The organism is Flavobacterium sp. (genome assembly GCF_043722275.1).
Classification (GTDB): domain Bacteria; phylum Bacteroidota; class Bacteroidia; order Flavobacteriales; family Flavobacteriaceae; genus Flavobacterium.
This window is the reverse complement of the sequence record NZ_JAYSPC010000130.1, coordinates 1-20,862: the sequence shown is the minus strand read 5'-3', so window position 1 is coordinate 20,862 and position 20,862 is coordinate 1. Positions and strand designations below refer to the sequence as shown.

Sequence of the window (20,862 nt, the reverse complement as noted above, 5' to 3'; positions counted from 1 at the left end):
ATTTTAGTATTAATTAGTTGATGTAGTTTCTTTTTCATTTATCGAATAGGAAAACGGCGTTGTATTTTCCCAATCCGAAAGGCTGTTTGTATACTTGCTTTTGCTGATCTCAGCGCCATTGTAGAAAGATAAAATGACAGGAATATATTTTTTGTCTTTAATTAAAGGATTTCCAAAATTATCCGTTGTTGTAGCATCAATCAGCGCTTCAAACGTCCAGTTATCAGATCCTAAAAGCGCTTTATCCGGTTGGGCAACCGTATAATTTCCGGCAGGAACGTTTTCGGCAAGATTTAAATTGAAGAAAAAAGCCTTATCATTTTTAACCGGTTTTGGGCTGTTTTTTTCGATTTGATCCTTTTCTGCATTTAGTTTTTTCAGCAATTCTACAGCATTGGCAAGTTTTGCTTTAGCTTCATTCAAAGCCTCTTTAAAATTGCTGTTTTTTTGTTTCGCTACATCAGCTTCTGCCGTGTTTTTAGGATCGGTTTTAGGAGCTTTAGCAGTTTCAGCATTCAACTGAGTAATTCCGTTGTTTAGATTTTCAATTTCGTCTTTTAAAAATTTAACTTCCTCTTCAACCGTTAGAATTTCTTCTTCAACTTCAGCGGTTTCTATTTTATATTCCAGACTATTTAATTCAGCATTTGTCAGGAAATCATCCGGATAAGGCAAAAGCAGACATCTGTAATTTACCTCAGAAATTTTTATTTTCTCTTCTTTTTCAACCGTAAAATTAATCGTGGTAATTGGCGCATTTTTATGGTCGTGAAGCTTGTTTTTATCCGTTGAAGCGTCAGATTCTTTAGGTGGTTTGATTTTTTCGGCCTGATTTAAAGTATGAGTTAACGTAAATTTTTCAGAAGGAGCAGAGAGATATTCATCAAACGTATTGATCTCTTTTTTATAATTTTCGGAAAAAATAATTAATAAAAAAGCAACATAATTTTCACCCAAAGACAAAGGTTCATTATCAGAATCCAATAACTCGTTTAAACTTAAGGAAACAGAAACTTTATTCGAAGTATTTGAATCCTGAAGCACCGGAATTCGTTTAAATTGCGACGGATTATTCAATAAATCTTCGGCTGTTGAAACATTAAAAAATGATTTTTTGCTGTCCTTAACTAAAATAATATTATAGTTTTGAACCGGTTTTTCCAGTCCCAGATTTGGCGTTTCAGCACCTCTGTCCTTAACAGAAAACGGACTTTTATAATAATCAAACGAAACCGTAAAATGACCTTTTACCGATGAATCAAATGGTTTTGGAACCTTAACTTCTATGTTTTGATTGAATTTGTTGTTGTTAATTTTATACGCTTTTTTCGAAGCTTCATATTCAACTTTACTGCATTTTATGGCACCTTCAGCACTTCTGGTCGCCATGCTTGACTGCGCTTTAGTATCATTATCTGCCGTTAATATTGCCGTAATCGCATTTAAATCAGCCGTTGTAACCTGCAATAAATTGTTTACAGACGTATTGGTTAATTTAGCTCCGTCTGCAATTGTAGCCGATGCAACTTCTGCAATCGACGCCGATGCTTCCATCGCATGCTGCGAAGTTTCCTCAGCATGATACGCCGTTTTGTTGATTAAATTATACGCTTCAAAACCCTGCTGATAAATTTGAGTTCCGTAATCAGCAGCATTTATAATGCTGTAAATACTGCCAATATCGCTCGCCAAACGCACAATTGAATTCGATGCAATTTGAAGATTTGATGCACAAACCGCCATATTTGTAACCGATTGCGTTGTATACGTTTTTTGCTGATTTGCAGTTAATAAAAGATTGTCTGACATGTTTTTATTCACCACAACAACATTATTGATATGCTGTTTGTCCTTATACATTTTTGTCGTGATATCCAGTTTTTCCTGCGCAACAATTTCTGCACCTTCGGCATAATAAAGCGTAAACATGGAGGAATCCAACTGCGCACTCAATTGTTTTTTAGTCATTTCCTGACTTTCTAATGAAGACAATACACTAGAATGCAGATTTTCATTGTAGCTGTTCATAATAGTTTTTTTAGTTGATTAATTTAAATAGTATTTGATGTTTTTTATTTTAATCTACACAATCTTGTCATTTCGACACAGGAGAAATCTCCGGTGCCGGATCGACAAAGATTGGGGAATTTCTTTGAGGAGTTTCTTGCGTGATTTCTCCTCTGTCGAAATGACAATATCGCGGGTGTTAAATTTTTAAAATTAAAATCACCACAAAGCGGGTTTCAATATTTTAATAAGGCCATATTACATGCAAAGGTTTTTCCATCCAACGGTATTTTGTGATCGAAAAAGCAAACGGAGATCTGTTAATCAACACATCATAAGCCCGTTTTTCAACCGTGAGTTCCCATTTGTCCTCCAGTTCAACCAGAATTCCGTCCCTTACAAGCCAGTTTCCCCTGAAACCAACAATCGAACAATCGCCAATATCCGGCCAATACGAAATCGCCGCCTCAATTAAACTGTTAATTAAATGTTGATTATCTGACGAAATTTCGATCGAATCCGGAACCGCATCCGTTAATGGCAAACCGCATAAAACCTTGTTCAAAGGCAAATAAGTTTCCTCAGTCTGAGTCATTCCCGTAATTAAATATTGTAAAAATTGCACCGCATTAATTTGAAGTTCATTGCTTATAAACTTGTTGTTTTCTGTCAGTTTAAGCCGTTCAAATAAAATTGGGATATAAGTATTTAAAAGAACAATTCCGGCATTTCTAACTGGAATACCTTGTTTTAAAGGTGTTTTTGGGTTTTTATTGGGTGTGATTGGTTTCATTTTTGAAAGTATTGCTGTTTTTTTAGTAGTTTGAATTATTTGTTTTTCGGACTTTAAAATTTCCATGAAACTCAGTTGTAAAGACAGCGGAAACTGATAAATATATTTTTCCGCATCAATTAAAAAAACCTTTTTAGGAATCCCTTTTTTTGTCACAACATCCCAGATTAATTCGTTCCAGATTTTATCAATTGCAATAAGCCGCCAGTTATCATTTGCAGCAGCTTTTAATACTTTTCGCAATAAAATATTCTGCAATTCCTTAGATGCAATTCCTTTAATCGCCATTAATCCTAAAACGTGATTGAACTTTTCCAGAATCCGCAAATACGATTCCCGGTTTTTATCTAATTGGCTAATGCCGATGCATAAATTATGGAAACTGATATTTCGGCAAAGCCAATCCATTTGAGCCTCCGGAATAAATTCTTTTTTAATGATTTTAAAAAAGGTTTTAGGATCTTTTATAATAATTTCATTCACAATATCTCTAATTTCAACCGTTTGTGATGGATTAAAACCCGCAGGAATTTGCCTTTTTAAAATAATACTGGCAAACAATTCCTGTTTTTCCTTCTCATATAACTTTCCCGTAAACAACATATTTTCATTGTTTTTTTCTAAAGATATAGCTGAAATTATGTGATTTTGAATCTTAGCATCTTCAGAGACAGCAATAATTTCATTTACTGAATTTGTGCTTTTAAAACCATTTGTTTCGTTTGTAATTTCACGATTTTTATCTGAATTATTACTTTTCAAATACAATTTCAGTTCCTTTTGCAACAGTTTTTCAAACATAATTTCATTGCCTTTATAAGCAGAATATTGTAGAATAGTTTTCCAGAATATTTCATTTAATGTCCCGTTAACATTAGTTTTTGAAACCAATATTGATTCATTAATTATAAAAACAGAGGATTTTTTAATCCAGTTATTTTTAATGAAAATTCCGTTTGTCAAAAAATAATGCAGGATATTTTCGCTTTCTTTTTTATCCTTTTTCCGAAGTAAAGCAAATCCCGAATTATCAAAATTATTGGTCAATAATTGAGATAATTCTAATTGCGCGTTTTGCGAAGTATTCTGAATTAACAACACAAGCGCCAATATATCAACCGAATTATTGTTTTTTAACTGATTCAAAAATGTTTTCCTGATTGCAACCCCAAAAGATTTAATCCTTTGTGACTGAATCAATTTTGTAATAAACTCAAAGTATTTATCGCGCCTTGTATGTGTTATTTTTTTTGACAATTGTACAATAATAGTTTCCAGAAATAATGATGAATTATGTTCCGGATGAAACAATATTTCCTGCATTCCTATCAATAATAAATGATCCGTAATTAATTCTTCCGGAAAATCATATTTATCCTTTTCGTTCAGGATTTCATATACAATTTGAATCGTCTGAACCAGTTTGGTTTTTTGATAATTCGCTGTTTTTACCAGTAATTGCAACATTTCACGGTTCAGAATTAGCGGAAGTATTTTTTTTAAAACCTCTTTATTCCCGTACGAAAGCATAACTTCAAAAGCCATTTTAGGATGTAATAAAATGGTGTTGATTAACGATCTTTGTAAATTTGTAAAAAAGATACTTTTTGTTGCATTTTTCAGCAATTCCATTTCCATTTTTGCAACCAGATTTTTAAAATGAATCGCAGGATAATTCGAATTATTCCTGCTTATTTCATCGCAATAAATAGTATTTAATATGGTATAAATCAAAACCGAATTATTGTTTTTTACCGCCGCCGGAATTTTGGCATTTGTAAATAAAGCCAGTAATTGTTCGTGATGTATATTGTTTCTTCTGCTCAATTCCGCCGTGCAAAACAATAGGAATTTAGCGTTATCAGCATTTTTATTTTTGATCAGAAATAGAATTCCAATTTCCCATAAATCCTTGCTATTGGTTTTAAGTTTTAGCGTTTTGCTTAACTTATTTAAATAAATTACCGTTTCCATATTCAGTAAAGATGGAGTTGCATCAACTCTGGAAAACAGGATTTTAATAGATGTTTCATCTAAATCCTGAATCAGCGAAACAAGGAAATTCTCATTGCTAAAAAGCTGATTTATAATCGCATTAAATTTGGTTTTATTCTCATTATTAAGCGCAACAATCAATTCATTCAAATTGTTTTTTGCCGTTTTAGACTTTCTTTCTTTTTTATCCTGTAATAATTGCTCAAAAATTGTCCAGTAATTTGGGCTCGTTTCCGGCGTATAAATATTGCTTTTTTGCGTTTCATATTCCTGTGTCAGGATTTTTAGCGAATCGATAAAATTGTTGTTGTGAGTAGTTTTATCAAACAGTTTTACAATCGTATTTTCGATCAGTAAAATAAGATCGGCGTAAGCAATATTATAGTGGTTTGCCATTTGTAAAATACTGCTTTTCATGAAAGCGATTTTGTTAAAAAGCGTTCCGCGTTCCAGCAGTAAAAAATTAAAAATAAAAAACCAAAGATTTTTCCTGAAGCTTGCCGTACTCGTTTGTACAATCGTTTCCTTGACCTGAATTGTCGTCATAATTGAGCTAAATTCAATGATAGAACCACTGTTATTAGGTTCTAGCGCGCCAATTATTTTCGTGATATTTTTCTCGTCAAATTGCCATGAAATCCTTTTTCTGACTTCCTCGTGCGTCATTCCGGTTTCTTTGATAATGGCAATGATTTCGGCTGGATTATTTTGAAGTAATTCGGCCATAATCTGGTTTACAGAACCTTGCTTGTTTTGATAATTCCACGGTAAATAACCTTCAAGTAAAAAAATCATCAGGTTATCCAGAATTGATTTTTCCTTGTTGTAAACCGCGATTCCGTTTTGTTTCTGACTATTTTGATACAAGATTAATTCCGCTATTTTTTCCTTCAATAAACTGCGTATTTTTCTGCTCAGGTCAAATTCCAGATCGTTATAATCGCAAGAACCCAAATCGAGTTCCAGTGATTGAATTCTCCAGCTTTGTTCCGGCGGACAAAGTTCATTAAATATCGCGGCGACCTCTCTGGGCAGGGAAATTTTGCTCCACGTACTCAATCGTTCCTGAAGCCTGTAACCCTCGGTTTTTTGATCAAAAGTAGTTTCCCACTTTAGGCTCGATACAATATGGCTATTTATTTCTTCCATTTTTTGTCGCTAAAATTGAGGTTAAACTATTGATCAAATTGATTGCTGTTTCAGCAGGATTTGGCGTTGCTAATGGCGTGGAATCGCTTATTATTGCTGGATCTTGTTCCGTTTTTACAGGAATTAAATCCGCTTTAAAACGCAGACTTTCGTGCCATTTTACGTAATCAGGAATAAAACTTTCCAGTTCCTGAAGACTTAAAAACAAGCATTCGTAACTCACATTTACCGGAAGACTATTTTTAAGAAAATATTTCAGGCGTTTTTTAAATTCGGGCGTTTGTAATACCGGAATAAAATCAGGAAACACTAGCATTATATTTTTCTTAAATACCGAATTATCTATCGTAATACTTCCATTTCCAGAAACAATTGCGATTTTGAAATAATAATTTGAAAGTTCAGATTTTGTATAATCTGCCACATTTATAGTTTCAGATGTATTTGTAACAACAGGAAATTGCATACCAGAAAACACTAAATAACCTTGCCCAAGATCAGTATCTAAAGTAGTTTCTACGGTTGTATTTACAACATAATTAAGATTACTGATAGTTTGAAAATCAATGTTTTCAATAGTATAAGATGTACTATTCACCTGATTTTGTTTGATGATTTCAAGATTAAACTTTAACTGATTCAATAAAAGAATGGTTTCAATAAGAATACTTCCATTTCGTTTTTCCTTAAACCAAAACGTTTTCTGAATTGTTTTGTAGGTATTCAGCTGATTTTCAATGTTATTTTGCTGAATATCAAATTGAGACGTAATGAAATTCGAGTATATATTTTTTAATCCAAATAATAAATTCAGTTTCAATTCCAGTCCGGAAAAATTATTGAAATCCGGTCTGCTTAATTTTTCTTTTTTATTAATTTGTTCTGATCTGAATATGAAATCCGTTGTGTTTTCACTGATATAACCCAAATGTTTCGACTTAATTACCGGAAGACTTACATCAATATTGCCGCTAGTATTATCAGCAATTTTTGATGCGCTCAGGAAATTATAGCCTTTTTGTCTATTATAAGTCAGTAAACCAAGATTTTGCAAATACAGACTTTTCAAAATCAACTGATCTTTTCCTTTGTCACCCGTATAAATTGTATCATCGATAATGGCATCTATAATTTTAGGCGATTCGCCATGTCTCGCAAGCAAATGATCCAGTAATTTATTGCGTCGGTCTAAGTTAACATCTTCCTCCTCAATAAGTTTCATCATCCCAAAAATGTATGGATTGTACGGATCCTGCTGATATTCGAACCAGCTTTTTTCCTTTTGTTCCACTTCAGTTTCGTCGCCAAAACTATAATCAAAAGTATTACTGTCCTTTAAAATTGGACGAATATGAGGAACGGTATATAAAGACTGATAAAAATAACTTGGCGAAAACATTTTATAAGGAACTGGATATTCCAGGTTTTTTTGCTGTTCTTTATCTTTTACCGCATAAAAATTTTCTTCGTCAGATGGCGCTCCGCAAACCGAATTTGTAAACGAAAACAACTTTGAAACATTTGCCAATTGCGAAAACTGATTCGCCAATATTTGATCAAATAAAGTTAAATATCCTTTTAATTGTCGGGATTGTGCGACCTGAATTGGCGCCGAATCGTCGGCAACTTTATCAGCACCAATATTATATTGCTGCGGAAAAGTATTTTGAATCGAATAATAGGTATTTATGTCTCTAAAACTGCTTTTTGGCAATTTTAAATTCGCCTGATTGTTTAAGTTTGTCGTAGTTTCTGCAAATTTATCCGGCGTTATTTTCAATGGTCCAAACGCATCAAACGGAACCTCTTTTCCGTTGCACGTTGTCGTTAGATTTTTACTTTTATACGAACCCGGAATATCAATCGAAATAATTTGATTTACTGTAGCTTGCAAAACAGAAACTATTTTTTGATCCTGATAAAGCTGTAAACCTGAAACGGTTACAATTCCTGAAACGGATTCAATCACCGGAATTAAATCGATTGCTTTTATTCGGTCGATTTTATCAACCAGAGATTCGTTTAAAATCCAGCCATTTTTTAAATATGGACCATCATATATTTCTGCCGAATTATATCCGTCTGAAATTAAGGTTTCATAACTTAATTGTGCCGGTTTTGCGAATATAAATTCACGTATTTTACTTTGCAATTCCAGTAAAACTGCATATAAATCAACTTCTTTTTTGATTTCTATTTTCCCGCCAATCCAGCAATTTTGGGCTTGTAAAGCAATTGGAAGATTAAATAGTTCCCCTAAATTTCGGCTTTTATTCAAATAATAAAATGCTGATTTACAGATGTTTTTTGATTCATTTACATCAATAATATCCGGATTGATATAAAGATAAACCTGATAAATCCTGTTTATCGGGAAAACATTATTGTTATAGGAAATGATTGTAACATTAAAAATGTTCTCGTTTCCATCAATAAGATATTTTCTATAATCGTTAATGGTATATGGCGAAGTTGTCAATATTTTGTACGGCAGATAAAACTGATCGTCAATGGCTATTTTGCCCGTAACATCTGTTAAAATATCCGGAATTGTAAAATCAGTACAATACCCTAATTCGGTCAAGGCATAACAAAACTGATCTAAAATTGTCATTCCAGGATCACTTGGATTAAAATTTGTCCACTCTTTTCCAATATGATTTTGGATAAAATCAATCGCTTCTCCTTTCAGGAAATTAAAATCCTGATACGATGGGAGCTTTGTTTTTGATATGTGGTTAATTGTATCCATTTATGCTAAAAAAGTAATATCGTGATTAGGCGCTGAAACCAATAGTGTTATAGGTCCGTGCGGTTTTAAGGTTTCTTTATTTTGTTTTAAACTGGTTTGTAAACCTGTTGTATTATTAATGTAATAACTTGAAAAATACACGTTTTCAACCGTTGCAACGCCTTCAACATTTTGAATAAAAGTACTTACTTTGGCATTAATCAGCGGTTTGTCAATTTCTATTTGAGCCGGACAATCTATGATCCAGGGCGATAAATATAATTTGAGAGCAAGATTGACATTCTTTTGAATAAGTGTTTCCTGATAGCCGCTTTTAATGCTGATTTTAGTAGCAATACTAACATATTCCAGATTAAAATTGTTGACATTTAAATTGATAAACGGCGAAGAATTTTGTTTTAAAAACTGTTCAACTTTAATTTCTAATGAATTGTCTACTAACGGAATAAAAGCATTTGTGTCGTTTTCTTTCGCTTTTTTAACCAAATAAACATTGCAGCTGTTATCGTGATTTTTGGTTACAACTTTTGAATAATAGACATCATTAAAATTTTCAGCGATTAAAGTAAAATAATCGGCGGGAGAACTTGCTCTGTTTTTGGTTTTGATGCTATTGCTGACTCTTCGGTTTCTGTTGGTTTTATTTTCTGCGCTTTTTCCTCCAAAGGATGCAAAAGGCTGCACTATTGTTGCTATTTGCGGAATTTTAGTATCGGGTTTTGTGATTATATTAGCCACTATTTCAGGCTTTTCTGTGTCAGATAAAAAGGCAGTTCCTGTTCGTTCAACGCTAAAACCGTTTGTTTGTATAAAGGTAGTTTTAGAGTACGATTCGGGTTTTCCGGTAACGGTTACAGCGATCCAACTGTTGGTTCCGGGCATAAACATTGCGTTGTTCCCGCAATCTGCAGGAATTGGCAATGCTATAATTCCTGAACATCTAAACTGATCCGTTTCATCAGATAAAGCCTTTATTTCGTTCCAGCCGTTTTTAGTTAAATAATAGTATTGAACGCTGTCTTCGGTTGTGATTGTGGTGGTGTTTCGGGCTAATTCAAAGTATAAATTTATCGAGCTGTTGCAGATTAAATTCGTTAGTTCGATAAATAAGGCTCCTGTATAATTAAACGACGGATAAAGCGGAAATCCTGTTGCAATTGATGCTGTTGAAACTCCAGTAATTGTTGTATTTACAGGTGTTGTTGCTGTTGAATCAATTGTATTGCTGTCAAATAAATTATATGTAGAAAATGGCGAGTAAAGAAAATATTGAAACGGATAATCCGGATTTGTTCCGTCAAGTTTATAGGTTACACTTGCGGAATATGTTCCGGTAAAAGTTTTGATTTTTGGTGCAAATGGCAAATTTGCCGATGCCACAAAATCGGTCACTTCCTTATCTTTTGCCATTGCCAGTTTATTTCCGTTTTGAAGGGCGATATTGGCGACAACATTTGGATATAATTCTGAACCAAAACCATATTCACAACCCGATAAAGTCATTTTTAAAAATCCTGATGAACTTGCATCGGTAAATTTTAAAGGTTCTTTTTGAATATTTGGATCTGCCTGAAACGGAATTGTTGCTATTTGTGATGTATTTGTTTTGTAATAAATGTATAAACTGCTTGATGTTGCTAGGATTGGCTGTTTAGGATCCGGTTTTTCCTGACCAAATAAAAATACAGGACTTGAAACTTCAGAAGTTGGTACAAAAACCGAATCGTTGTCTTTATTTTCAATTTTGGTCATTCTAAGTCCGTGCCACGATTTGCCCTGCATTATATTGAAATTAGCCGTAAAAGCTTTGTTCGAAAATGGCATATCAGGATGGGCCAAAACGATTCTTTTATGAAGGATATTTTTGATTTTATCTTCTACTTCAGATATAAAACTGCCTTGTTTGGTTGGATTACTCAAAGCAAACAAATATTGATTGTATGCGCTGTAATAATTTTCAAAATCGGCAGGTCTTTTGTCCCAGTCAATTTCAATTAAAAGGCTGTCGAGCGGTTTACTGAATATTTCATTATTGCCTATTATAAAATTGGCATTTGCCACAGGAATTGGTCCAAAAGGAGGAAAGGGATTTTTGGTATTCAATTCGCCAAAATCATTATACAATTGAAAAGATTTGATTCCCGTAATTTTTACCTCAATAGTCAGATTCACTATTTTAGGCGGCGTATTTGGGTTTGAAACCGTTTGAAACATGATTTTCATCATAGGCCAATCGCTCGTTAATCCGTCCGGATTAATTAAAAAAGGTTCAATTGAAGGTGCTGTTTGATCAATATTAATCGTAATTATTACCGTATTTGGCTGCGAGGAACTTGGTTGAAAATCAGCAGGAAGTAATACTAATTTCAGCCAGTTTTTTTGTGTGCTTAAAAAGTAAGTTGCGCTTTGTAATAATTGCAAATCAACGGCCGAATCAAATTCAAGCGTTAAGGTAATAATGCGTTGTCCTTCGCGCAATAACAACATTGGCGAAGCAAAAGAAATCCCCAGCGGCAATGCATTTACTGATGGAGTAGTGGTTCCAAACGTTTCCCAGCTTATGGCTTTATTGTCCTGATCTAACTGAATACTGGTTGGTTTACTGATAGTTTGCAGATTAAACGAATTTGTATTGGGCTGATTTTGGTACGAAAGCGTTTGTACACTTTTAATCACGGCGGGATTTAAGTTGACATTTTTTTGGGAAGCAAATAAAACGGGATTTTTTTGCGCATCAATGCCTGCATTAAACAAAGTTCCTGCCGGCAATGTAAATACCGAATCACTTTTTGCAAGTGTCGCGCACAAATAAGCATTATCCGGAATTGCGGGTAATTTGGTTTGTTTTAAAATATCTTTATAATAAAAATCAAGATGTTTTTCAGAAATTTTGTTCAATTGATTTTGCTGTAATTGCAAAATATTTACAAAAGAGCGCAATAAAGTTGTATCTGGAAAATGTCCTTTTTTAAGGCTTAATTTTTGAAATTCCTTACCGGAATGATGAATGATGGTTTCCAGAAAATGAAATAATTTATCTCCGATTTTGGTTAGAATATCCAAACAAAAAGAGGTCATTTTATCTTTTGCCTGTAATATATTCTGTTCGGTTTCAAACCCAAAAACTTCCCAAAACGGACTTTTGTCTTTGTTGATTTTCCAAATATTTTTATCAAATGAATCGAAATCCTGTTGTGGCGCAGGAACAAGAAAAATACCGCTGAAGGATAATTTATACAAATAGTTTCTAAACGACTGAATTGCCCAGAAATCAATGCTTAATCTGTTTTTTACTTCGTTAATAATGTACGTTTTCAGATCGTAGATTTCATTATTACTTTGCAGATAATGTGTCCAGCGCTCGATAATTTTGTAAACCGAAGTTATATGATCAAATAATTTATTCAATGCATTTGACTGGGAATTACTATCATTCTTGATTAACCTCTGAATCTCGGCACAGCTATTTTTATAGGATGAATGCAGGATTTTATAATTAGTTTTTGAAATTGAAGCCATTAAAAAAACGGGATCTTTTAATAAAAACGGATTCCAGTTTCCTTCTATATTATTTTTATCGTTATAGAAATTGATCAGTTTGCTAAATTCCGTCAAAAAGTACAACCAGTCTTGTTCCGTTCTTCCGTCAATTAAATGCGGATCCGGAACGAGTGATTCGTTGAGTGAATTTATGGCGCTATTTTGATCAGTTAAAATCATTATTTCCGAGGTAGGTTTGTGCCTTCTTTTAAATAAAACGGGAACACATAATTGTGTCTGGTATTGGTTTGTGCGTAGATATATATGATCAGTATTTCAATTACGCCATTTGTGATATCTGTTGCAGCAACTTTTATGTCTTGTACCAATATTCGCGGTTCATAACGCAATAAGGCAAACTTGATGGTTTCGGTAATTTCGCCTTTTAAAGTGCTGTCAATTTTCCTGAACATAAATTGCTGTAATCCTGAACCAAAATTAGATTCGAGTGTTCGTTCGCCTTTTCTGGTATTCAGGATTATATTGATAGATTCATTGATATTGGTTTCATTAGCCGATAAATTCAGCTGATGATTATCTGCAGAGAAAGAGACAGGAAATGCCCATCCTGAACCTAAAAAAGCGTTGTCTTTATGTGCTGTATTATCCACCTATCATTACGTTTAATGCTCCCAGGACAATTGATCCCCCGTGAGCGGTTGTATCTCCAATTCTTGCGGCAGGTAATCCGCCTATCATTACTGTTGCTGAACCTTTTATAATCGAATCTGGCGGTCCTACGCAAACCAGTATATCGCCAACTCTCGCCGCAGGTAATCCCACGATTAAAACGGTTGGTTCTCCTACGCCAATAATTGGTCCTCCCACATGAGGAATTGGCGGTACTCCCGGCGTTACCATCGGGCATTCGTGAAAATCTGTAAGTCGTGCTGCTGGAGGCATTTTTTTTTAATTGTTAATTGTTGATTGTTAATTATGAATTATTAGTTGTGAGTTATGAATTATGAATTATGAGTTGTGAATTGTTGATTTCGCTTTTGTTCGTTTAAACGGATAAAAATCCGTTGCTACAATATGTTCCATCCGTTTAGGATTTTTTAAAGTTCCGGAGGAACAATTTATATTGTAGGGATGGATTTTAATCCATCTTCGCATCGTAACCGCAATCATTGTAATCAGTCTCAGTATTCAGTTTTGCACAAAAATCTAAAATCTTGCATCTAAAATCTAATTAATCATCACCATCGCGCCTTTCAGGGTCAATTCCATTCCTCCTGAAACTTGTGCCATTTGTCCACCTTCGGCGCTGTATTGCATGTCTGCTGTTTCTTTGATGTTTAAGCCTTTTGTTTGTACATCGCCGGTGCTGGATTCAATGGTAACGCCTTGATTCCCTTTGATAGTCACACTTTCCTGAGCAGATATACTGATACTTTTCTGGCTCGAAATATCGATTCCGCTGCTGGACATTATGATACTATTTTGATTTTCGTCTTTAATGGTAATTTGTTTGTCTTTATCGCTAATAATTATCGTGTTTTTATTGGGCGTTTCGACTGTCCATATTTTATTTTCATCGTCAAATTGCACCGAAATCCCTGATTTTGAAACTATGGCTTTCACCGAATTTTTCTCATTTGGATCTAATCCGGCAAATGGTTTTATAGTTGTTGAGCTGTATAAACTTCCCAAAATCACGGGATAACGCGGATCTTCGTTCAGGAAACCCAGAATCACCTCATCACCAACTTCAGGCATGAAAAAAGCTCCGGCACCGCTTGTGGAATAAAAGTTAGAAAGTCTCGCCCAGATTCCTTCGCCATTAGTATCAAACAACGGAACCTCAACTAAAATTCGGTATTGAGAATCAGGATCGCCAAACATCTTTTTTACTGTTCCGTTAATCAGCCCTTTTGCTCCGGGAATCAATCCGGAAGCGGGAGGAGCCATAACATCAGGTTCTTCGGTAAACCAAATAGGCGAAAGTCCCAGCGTAACTTCAGAAATCCAGTTTCCTTGTGATAAATCATGAACGACGCCCGCAATTAGATAATCGCCATTAAACCTGTCTCCAACGCCGGCAAAAGTCATGTACTTTCCGGGATCGATTAAATTTGTACCCTGAAATTTGGCATTTCCCCTAATTTTAGAATATTCACTTTTGATGATTTGTGCTTTTGACCAATTCGTTAAATCTGCACTTTCTAAAGGCGCCGAAGTCTGCAATTGAAAGTCATCAAGCCCAATAACTTCTGATAATGTTTTTGAGGTTAAATTTCCTGATCCGGACACATTTGGCGTTGCCTGACCATTTATAACGGCTTGAGTTTTAAAATCCCAGGAATTAGCTGTTGCGTTTGCTAATTGCGTTGTGGCATTTAGTCTGGCATTAAATTCAAGCAAATTATCGCCATAAGTAACTGTAAGTACAGATGTTGTGGTTTTATCCGGCGCATTAACCGAAATTTTTCCGTTAATCGTAGTTACAATTAATCCGTTTGATTCGGCGAGAGCCAAAACATAATCCCAGTTTGTGACATAATATTGCACTTGTTCCGGCCATGTTGTAGTTGTAGCATCAACATCTGAGGTTAATCCTGAATAAGTACCTATTATGGATGAAATGATATCGCTGTCTTTTTGATTGGAATAGGTAAGGCTTTTTCTGCCCACAATCATTTTTACGGCTTCATCCCTACATTCAACTTCTAATGCAGAACCAACTAAATTATCAATCCTGATGGTTTGAGCCATAATTATTCCCGAAAAAACAAGTTGATTGGTTTCATCATATCCCGCTTCGATACTAATTTTAGCGCCGGGAACAAAAGTCGAGGAGGAACTTGCCGTGAATGTTCCTGTATTGGCTTCTCCGTCCAGAATTACGATTTTGGCAATGGCAATTCGGTTCACCTTTTTTTCGATATGAACAGAAAGTACACTTAATTCATCAGGACTTACAGTGCCATTAATTTTAACCGAGAAAGTAGCAATTCCGCCGCTTTTTATTTCGCTTGAAGTACTCATGAATTAGAGGGATTTATGGGAGGAAATATTAATTTGTCAATTCCATTCAGGTTTCTGAACTTATTGAGTTTATTAAAATGCGCAACTTGCACATAATACGAATCATCGTTCCAGACTTGCTTACACAATTGTGGCAGAGACATTCCCTCAGCAACTGTTACAATATGAGTAAGATCCGGCGATTCCGGCGCATCTGTCATGGTCACGGTTTTAGGAGAAATATATTGACTGAATGAGAGCGATATTTTGGCTCTTAAAGGACTTCCGTCTGGTTTAAAAAGCGTGTATGAAATATCGATACTATCCAGAACTCCATTAAAAGTAATATTCTGGCCCCATTGTACTTTTACAAAATTAGGACGATGAATTTTACCGTTATACGTGTAAATAATTGTTTCTAAAGAATTAATTTCTGTTGCCATATCCGTACGTCCGGAATCGACAATACCGGTACAATCAATTACAATTTCAAAACTCAATTTATTACTTGGCGTACTTTTATATTTTTGCGAAGCTGAGCTTGTCGCCGGAGCTTGCTGTTCGTTATATTCAATGCTTTTTTGAATTTTGATTGTATCAGGATTAATCATGAAAGCATACGGATTTCCTGAGAATTTGTTTTGAAAATCCTCATCAGTATATCCCGTTATTTTCATTAATTCTAAACTTGCCATTGGTTTTTGTTTTAACGTTTATAGCTATTTTCCAGATTTTTTTCGGCAATTAACCTTTTGCATTCTTCTAATAATTGTTTCCGCAAAATCGATATTTCTTTTTCTTTGGCTATAGCCGAATTTTTCGCGTTTGTACTTACTATTTCGGTTTTGATAATGAGTTCTCTAATTTCTATTGGCATAATTATTTAGGTAAAAAGGTTATCAAATTTAGTATCCGATGAAATATCAAAATAGGTATAAGCGAGTTCAATCGTTTCAATTGCAATATTGCTTTCCTGAGAGTTTAAGTCAGAAACGGCGTATTTTACCGGATAAGCGTTATTAAAAGTCCATTGAACGCAGACGATTCCGCTGGCGTTTAGTAATCTTAAAATCACATTTTTCGGCTGAATCGCATTCGATAATCCTTGATCGATGCAATTGGCACACCAGTTTACAAGTTGAGATCCCGCAGGCACAATGGCTCTTTTAAGTACTAAGTTCTGACTATTGGAAACAGTTGGGAGGCGGTATTTAAAACGGTTTTCGCCTCCGCAAACAATTTCTTCAATACTTAATTCTTTAGAAATTCCTGATACCTCTTTGAAAGCCGCATCTACACCGGAAAACGAAAGTGTAAAATAAAAGCTAACCGGATAATCCGTACTATCCACCATTTTTTATGATGAGTTGTTCGTGTGCGATTTCTATAGTATCAACGGCGACTTCGTTTCCATCAGATTTTAAATCTGTACTGGTAATTTTAGTTGGCCACGCATTATTAAGCGTCCATTGCATGGTTACGCCACCTTTTTCGTCTAATAATTTTATCAGCACCGTTCGTCTTTTAATGGTATTCATTACGACTTGCTGGTGCCAGTCCCAAAAAGTATTGTCGTTTACAAATATGCCTCGCTTCATAGTAATATTGCCGTATTTAGTAATTCCGGGCATTTTTTCTACAGAAAAAAGTGGGCTGTTACTTTTGCGGTATTCTATAATTTGATTTTCGACATCCATTCCTGTAACTTCCTGAAAAGCTACTTTTGTCAATTCTGTTCCCAGGTCTACTTCAAACCTAAACTTAGGCATGGGCCATGTTGCGCCTTGTACGCTTCCGTCATCTGTTGCCATTTTATTTTATTTTTTAAATTAAAGATTTACTAGATTTTAAATTGTTTTTGTGTTTGTGAAATTTCTTAACACATAGAAACATAGATTATTTGTTGATTAACTGGAAGTTGCCATTTGCTGTTGAAACGTCAATACGATAAATTCAGCCGGATGAACCACTGCAACTTTTACAGACACATTCATGAATCCATTCAAAATATCATCTCCCGTCATTGTAGAGCCTAATCCACAAGCTACAGAATAAGCGTCGGCAGCACTTGCACCTTGTAAACCACCTTGTTTCCAGATCGAATTTAAAAAACTGCTTATCATAGAAATAACTGCTTCCCACGTATTTTTATCATTTGGCTGAAAAACATAAGCCTGAGCTGCGAGTTTACAAGATTGTTCAAGGAAAATCATCGTTCTGCGTACCGGAATATATCTCCAGTCCTGACTATTTCCGTCCAGTGTTCTTGATCCCCAGATTAAAATTCCCAATCCGTTAAAAATTCTGATGGCGTTGATAGATTTACCTGAAACCGCGTCAACATTCAGGTTCGCTTGTTGGCTTTCGGAAATTGAAATAGGCAATGAAGCCGCTCCAACAATTGAGGTATTTGCAGGTGCTTCCCACGGACCAATCATATTATCTGTAGTAGTAATAACTCCGGCCATTGCACCACTTGGAGGCAAAATATTAGCATCTGTCAATACGTGTTTGATAAGTAACGAATAGGTTTGACTTGCAATTAATAATGCGTTGTTATTTTGAGTTACCGTCAAAGTGCTGTTAGGCGCCTGGGCATTGGCAAGAATTGATGCAACGGCAGGATTAGGCGCGCTTGGCGGATTTAAAATTGCTTCTAATTGTTTCAAATCGCCGCCAAATAAGTTGGTATAATCAATATCTGTGTTTTGCATTATGGTAGTTCCTATAAAAGGATAATACGCCATTCCGTAATTTAACCCAACAGAACCAGTGTTCGTTCTGAAATTTGAAATATCCTGCGTGTACAAAATAGGATCCGGATCATCGCCGCCAATAATATCAAACAAGCACATTGCAGTTTGCATTTTTGTAGATTGCAAAAGCATTTCCTGCATTAATGTTCCATTATTTTCGACACTTAATAAGGTTGCTTCGGGGCAGATGTACATTGTTGGTTCCTGCTCATTTAGCAATAAAGCAAGACCTCCGGTTAAATCGTTTAATTCAACATTTGGGTTGACAACCGGAATTCCGGGCGTTCCTGGTTTTTGCGACGCAGGTCCGTAAGGCCCAACCGAAACGATGTAGGCATCGCCACCGCCATTTTCGTAAAAAAGCCTGACGCTGTTATACAAATAATAAACCGTATTGGGATCTGGAACAATAGAATAAAACGAGGTGCCAATTTGCATATAATCGCCTTTTTTAGGCTGACTTTTTTGCTGTACCAAGTAATATTCAGGACTGTATTGTTTGGCTGGACTTGCGGGAGCAGGAGGATCCGGCAAACAGAAAAAAGCTTGAAAATCAGCAAATGATGTGATTCTCACAGGCACATTCGTATACGATTTTCCTTCGTATGATGCCTGAGGTGTGTACCCAATAAATGCCGGAACTGCCGTAGCAACTGCTACTACCGAGTTTGGGAAAGCATTTAATTCTTGAATGTAAACACCAGGACTTTGGATGGTAGATAAATTCATTGATTCTTGATTTTAGTGTTCATTATAAATAGTTTTTTATAGATAGATATACATAGGTGATGTAACCTGATGGTTCTGATTTTCGATGATGCCAATTCTTGAAACATCAGGAACGGGTAATCCTTTAAAGATGATTTTGCCTTTTGAATTTGTTGGTAATGGCGGATTTGATGCGGTTTTATTGACTAAGTCAAATTTGTATTTTGGTTTTTCGCTCAGTAAAATATTGGTTGAACCTGACGTAAAAAGTAATGCTTGTTCTCCTGTTTGAAGCGTCATTTTTTGCGGTCCGTCAAATTGTATGTTTTCTTTTTCAGAAATGGAAGGATCACTGAGCTGAATATTATTTTTATTGATAAAATAATATTGCCATTGCGTTGCTCTTGCGGTAAAATTTATTTGCAAAAGTAAAGGATCTGTACTTTTTTTAATGTCTTCAAAGTATATTTTAAGATTTCCAAAATATTTAGACATTGGTTTTGTCTCTAATGTTTGATTGAGAATAATTGAATCTTTATCGATTTGGTTTTTAGAATCCTGACTTGAATAATTAATTTCTCCCAGCCAGTTAATTGGCAATGCAGTAAACAAAATAAAATTAGGATTACTGCAACTGATATCAAATTCAAAATAATCCTGATGTGTTGTTTTTAAGATATACTCTAAGAGATCTGAAACCGATGATTTTGTATTCGAAAATAATTCAAAACCATTAGCAACATGATTTGTTTTAAAACCGAATTTATGTAACGCTTTCGCTGTTTTAGCATTAGGAGTAAAATGCAGGCAATTGCATTTGCTGTTATCATAAAAAGTATGATAAACCGCGACACTAAATATCTTTATGAAATTACTCTGTATCATATTCCTGCGTTATTATTTGTATTGGTAACTGCCGGAATAATGTCTATGGTTTCATGAGACTGAACTTTCATGAGTTTCATTTTGTACATTATAGACGGTTGGTATTTTGCTCCCATTGCCGTCCATAAACTGTGCATTTGATGGTAAGAAATTTTTTCATATTCAAATTCAAGTCTGCTAAGCCCAACAGGAATAGAGGAGGAGGAAGCAGAATCGAGATAATTGTTGATCTGAAAAAAATGAATCACCGCATCCAGAAATTGTAATGATTCACTATAATCATCAAAATTGCAGCTAATTAGTAAATCGACGTTGTATCTTTCTGTTGGATTAAAATTAGAATAATTTCCGCTTTCTAATTTTTGATTCCGAATATAAAAAGGCTGGTTGGTTTCTTTCTCGATATTTATGACAGATAAAACGACCTTGTTCATATTTACTTTCGGAAAAGATCCGTTTACATCCACAATATAATTTACAGCAGTTTTGTCCTCTGTGATCGTAAATCGGTTTTTTAAAAACTGACTGAGCAATTTACTCGTAAATTTAAGTGATGAATTTATCATGGTATTTAACTCTTAATCTGATTGTAAGATAGTGAAATAGATCCTCTGTCTATACGTGTAAAAGTACCTGATAATTAGATTTGTACGAAAAATAAACAATATACTTTTCGTGTACATAATAAATGTTTTTTAGTGGATTTTATAGACAAACTGTAGACAACATTTTTTTATGTAGACAAAATATGTTTTGTCTATTTATATTATGGTTTTTGTTTTGTTAATTCTGCGGAAATGGTAAACTTTACGTTTCAAGGGATTAATCCCGATAGCTATCGGGACCAGCTGCAAAATAAATCATTCCTCTGGAATTTTCATAAGAGTTCCGGAGGAACGAAACATTTTGTAGGGATGTCCCGAAGCGTCGGGATTAATCCATCATACGCAATCAAAATTGGCAAATATTGGGGTTATGTTGGGGTTATGTTGTGTACCAGGGATTAAAATCCCTGGCTATAAAATAAATCATTCCTTCGGAATTTTCATAAGAGTTCCGGAGGAACGAACATGTTGTAGAGATGTCCGAAGCGCAATGTCATTAAGTTAAGGGGAAATCTATAAAATTACTTGACCGTTTAATCAAGAAAGTAACTAGAAAATCCGTTTTTATCAGCGTTTTCGCTTTAGCGAATCAGTAAAATCAGCGTGTAATTTTGACGCGGATAAAACAGATTTACTTCGTAAAAACGCGGATAAAAACGGATTTAATTTGCAATAATTTTATTTTTTAAAAGCTTAACTTAATGA

General features: G+C 34.7%; 14 protein-coding genes. All 14 read right to left on the bottom strand.

Features of this window, described 5'->3' with window-relative positions; all coding sequences use genetic code 11:
• Positions 1–9 precede the first annotated feature (9 nt).
• Positions 10–2,028 carry a hypothetical protein gene (locus ACHZDT_RS15945; protein WP_394775612.1) on the bottom strand — a complete coding sequence of 673 codons (2,019 nt, stop codon included), beginning with the start codon at positions 2,026–2,028 and terminating at the stop codon, positions 10–12.
• 223 nt (positions 2,029–2,251) lie between these two features.
• Positions 2,252–5,944 carry a contractile injection system tape measure protein gene (locus ACHZDT_RS15940; RefSeq protein ID WP_394775611.1) on the bottom strand — a complete coding sequence of 1,231 codons (3,693 nt, stop codon included), beginning with the start codon at positions 5,942–5,944 and terminating at the stop codon, positions 2,252–2,254.
• Complete coding sequence (locus ACHZDT_RS15935) at positions 5,928–8,696, bottom strand: hypothetical protein (protein ID WP_394775610.1); 2,769 nt, start codon at positions 8,694–8,696, stop codon at positions 5,928–5,930. Before ACHZDT_RS15935 ends, ACHZDT_RS15940 begins: the two co-directional genes overlap by 17 nt.
• Complete coding sequence (locus ACHZDT_RS15930) at positions 8,697–12,416, bottom strand: hypothetical protein (protein ID WP_394775609.1); 3,720 nt, start codon at positions 12,414–12,416, stop codon at positions 8,697–8,699.
• Positions 12,416–12,847: a GPW/gp25 family protein gene (locus ACHZDT_RS15925; RefSeq protein ID WP_394775608.1), complete on the bottom strand. Its 432-nt coding sequence runs from the start codon at positions 12,845–12,847 to the stop codon at positions 12,416–12,418. The genes ACHZDT_RS15930 and ACHZDT_RS15925 overlap by 1 nt, the downstream gene beginning before the upstream one ends.
• Positions 12,840–13,139 (bottom strand): PAAR domain-containing protein, encoded by a 300-nt coding sequence (locus tag ACHZDT_RS15920; protein WP_394775607.1) that lies wholly within the window; start codon positions 13,137–13,139, stop codon positions 12,840–12,842. Before ACHZDT_RS15920 ends, ACHZDT_RS15925 begins: the two co-directional genes overlap by 8 nt.
• Before the next feature lie 285 nt (positions 13,140–13,424).
• Complete coding sequence (gene vgrG, locus ACHZDT_RS15915; protein ID WP_394775606.1) at positions 13,425–15,224, bottom strand: type VI secretion system tip protein VgrG; 1,800 nt, start codon at positions 15,222–15,224, stop codon at positions 13,425–13,427.
• On the bottom strand, positions 15,221–15,898 hold the full coding sequence (locus ACHZDT_RS15910; RefSeq protein ID WP_394775605.1) for a hypothetical protein: 678 nt from the start codon (positions 15,896–15,898) through the stop codon (positions 15,221–15,223). Before ACHZDT_RS15910 ends, vgrG begins: the two co-directional genes overlap by 4 nt.
• An 11-nt stretch (positions 15,899–15,909) precedes the next feature.
• Positions 15,910–16,080, bottom strand: coding sequence for a DUF5908 family protein (locus ACHZDT_RS15905; RefSeq protein WP_394775604.1), 171 nt, complete (start codon positions 16,078–16,080; stop codon positions 15,910–15,912).
• A gap of 6 nt (positions 16,081–16,086) precedes the next feature.
• Positions 16,087–16,557: a phage tail protein gene (locus ACHZDT_RS15900; RefSeq protein WP_394775603.1), complete on the bottom strand. Its 471-nt coding sequence runs from the start codon at positions 16,555–16,557 to the stop codon at positions 16,087–16,089.
• The gene (locus ACHZDT_RS15895; RefSeq protein ID WP_213299414.1) at positions 16,547–17,014 is read right to left on the bottom strand and encodes a phage tail protein; all 468 of its coding nucleotides are present in this window, start codon (positions 17,012–17,014) and stop codon (positions 16,547–16,549) included. Before ACHZDT_RS15895 ends, ACHZDT_RS15900 begins: the two co-directional genes overlap by 11 nt.
• A gap of 96 nt (positions 17,015–17,110) precedes the next feature.
• Positions 17,111–18,688 (bottom strand): phage tail sheath family protein, encoded by a 1,578-nt coding sequence (locus ACHZDT_RS15890; protein ID WP_394775602.1) that lies wholly within the window; start codon positions 18,686–18,688, stop codon positions 17,111–17,113.
• 36 nt (positions 18,689–18,724) lie between these two features.
• Positions 18,725–19,552, bottom strand: coding sequence for a hypothetical protein (locus ACHZDT_RS15885; RefSeq protein ID WP_394775601.1), 828 nt, complete (start codon positions 19,550–19,552; stop codon positions 18,725–18,727).
• The gene (locus ACHZDT_RS15880) at positions 19,549–20,118 is read right to left on the bottom strand and encodes a Pvc16 family protein (protein WP_394775600.1); all 570 of its coding nucleotides are present in this window, start codon (positions 20,116–20,118) and stop codon (positions 19,549–19,551) included. Before ACHZDT_RS15880 ends, ACHZDT_RS15885 begins: the two co-directional genes overlap by 4 nt.
• Positions 20,119–20,862: the final 744 nt, after the last annotated feature.

Coding starts and splice junctions, on each gene's coding strand:
- ACHZDT_RS15930 (WP_394775609.1), bottom strand. CDS start 12,416: ATGATTTTAACTGATCAAAATAGCGCCATAAATTCACTCAACGAATCA.
- ACHZDT_RS15890 (WP_394775602.1), bottom strand. CDS start 18,688: ATGAATTTATCTACCATCCAAAGTCCTGGTGTTTACATTCAAGAATTA.
- ACHZDT_RS15905 (WP_394775604.1), bottom strand. CDS start 16,080: ATGCCAATAGAAATTAGAGAACTCATTATCAAAACCGAAATAGTAAGT.
- ACHZDT_RS15945 (WP_394775612.1), bottom strand. CDS start 2,028: ATGAACAGCTACAATGAAAATCTGCATTCTAGTGTATTGTCTTCATTA.
- ACHZDT_RS15885 (WP_394775601.1), bottom strand. CDS start 19,552: ATGATACAGAGTAATTTCATAAAGATATTTAGTGTCGCGGTTTATCAT.
- vgrG (WP_394775606.1), bottom strand. CDS start 15,224: ATGAGTACTTCAAGCGAAATAAAAAGCGGCGGAATTGCTACTTTCTCG.
- ACHZDT_RS15935 (WP_394775610.1), bottom strand. CDS start 8,696: ATGGATACAATTAACCACATATCAAAAACAAAGCTCCCATCGTATCAG.
- ACHZDT_RS15895 (WP_213299414.1), bottom strand. CDS start 17,014: ATGGCAACAGATGACGGAAGCGTACAAGGCGCAACATGGCCCATGCCT.
- ACHZDT_RS15900 (WP_394775603.1), bottom strand. CDS start 16,557: ATGGTGGATAGTACGGATTATCCGGTTAGCTTTTATTTTACACTTTCG.
- ACHZDT_RS15910 (WP_394775605.1), bottom strand. CDS start 15,898: ATGGCAAGTTTAGAATTAATGAAAATAACGGGATATACTGATGAGGAT.
- ACHZDT_RS15940 (WP_394775611.1), bottom strand. CDS start 5,944: ATGGAAGAAATAAATAGCCATATTGTATCGAGCCTAAAGTGGGAAACT.
- ACHZDT_RS15880 (WP_394775600.1), bottom strand. CDS start 20,118: ATGATAAATTCATCACTTAAATTTACGAGTAAATTGCTCAGTCAGTTT.
- ACHZDT_RS15920 (WP_394775607.1), bottom strand. CDS start 13,139: ATGCCTCCAGCAGCACGACTTACAGATTTTCACGAATGCCCGATGGTA.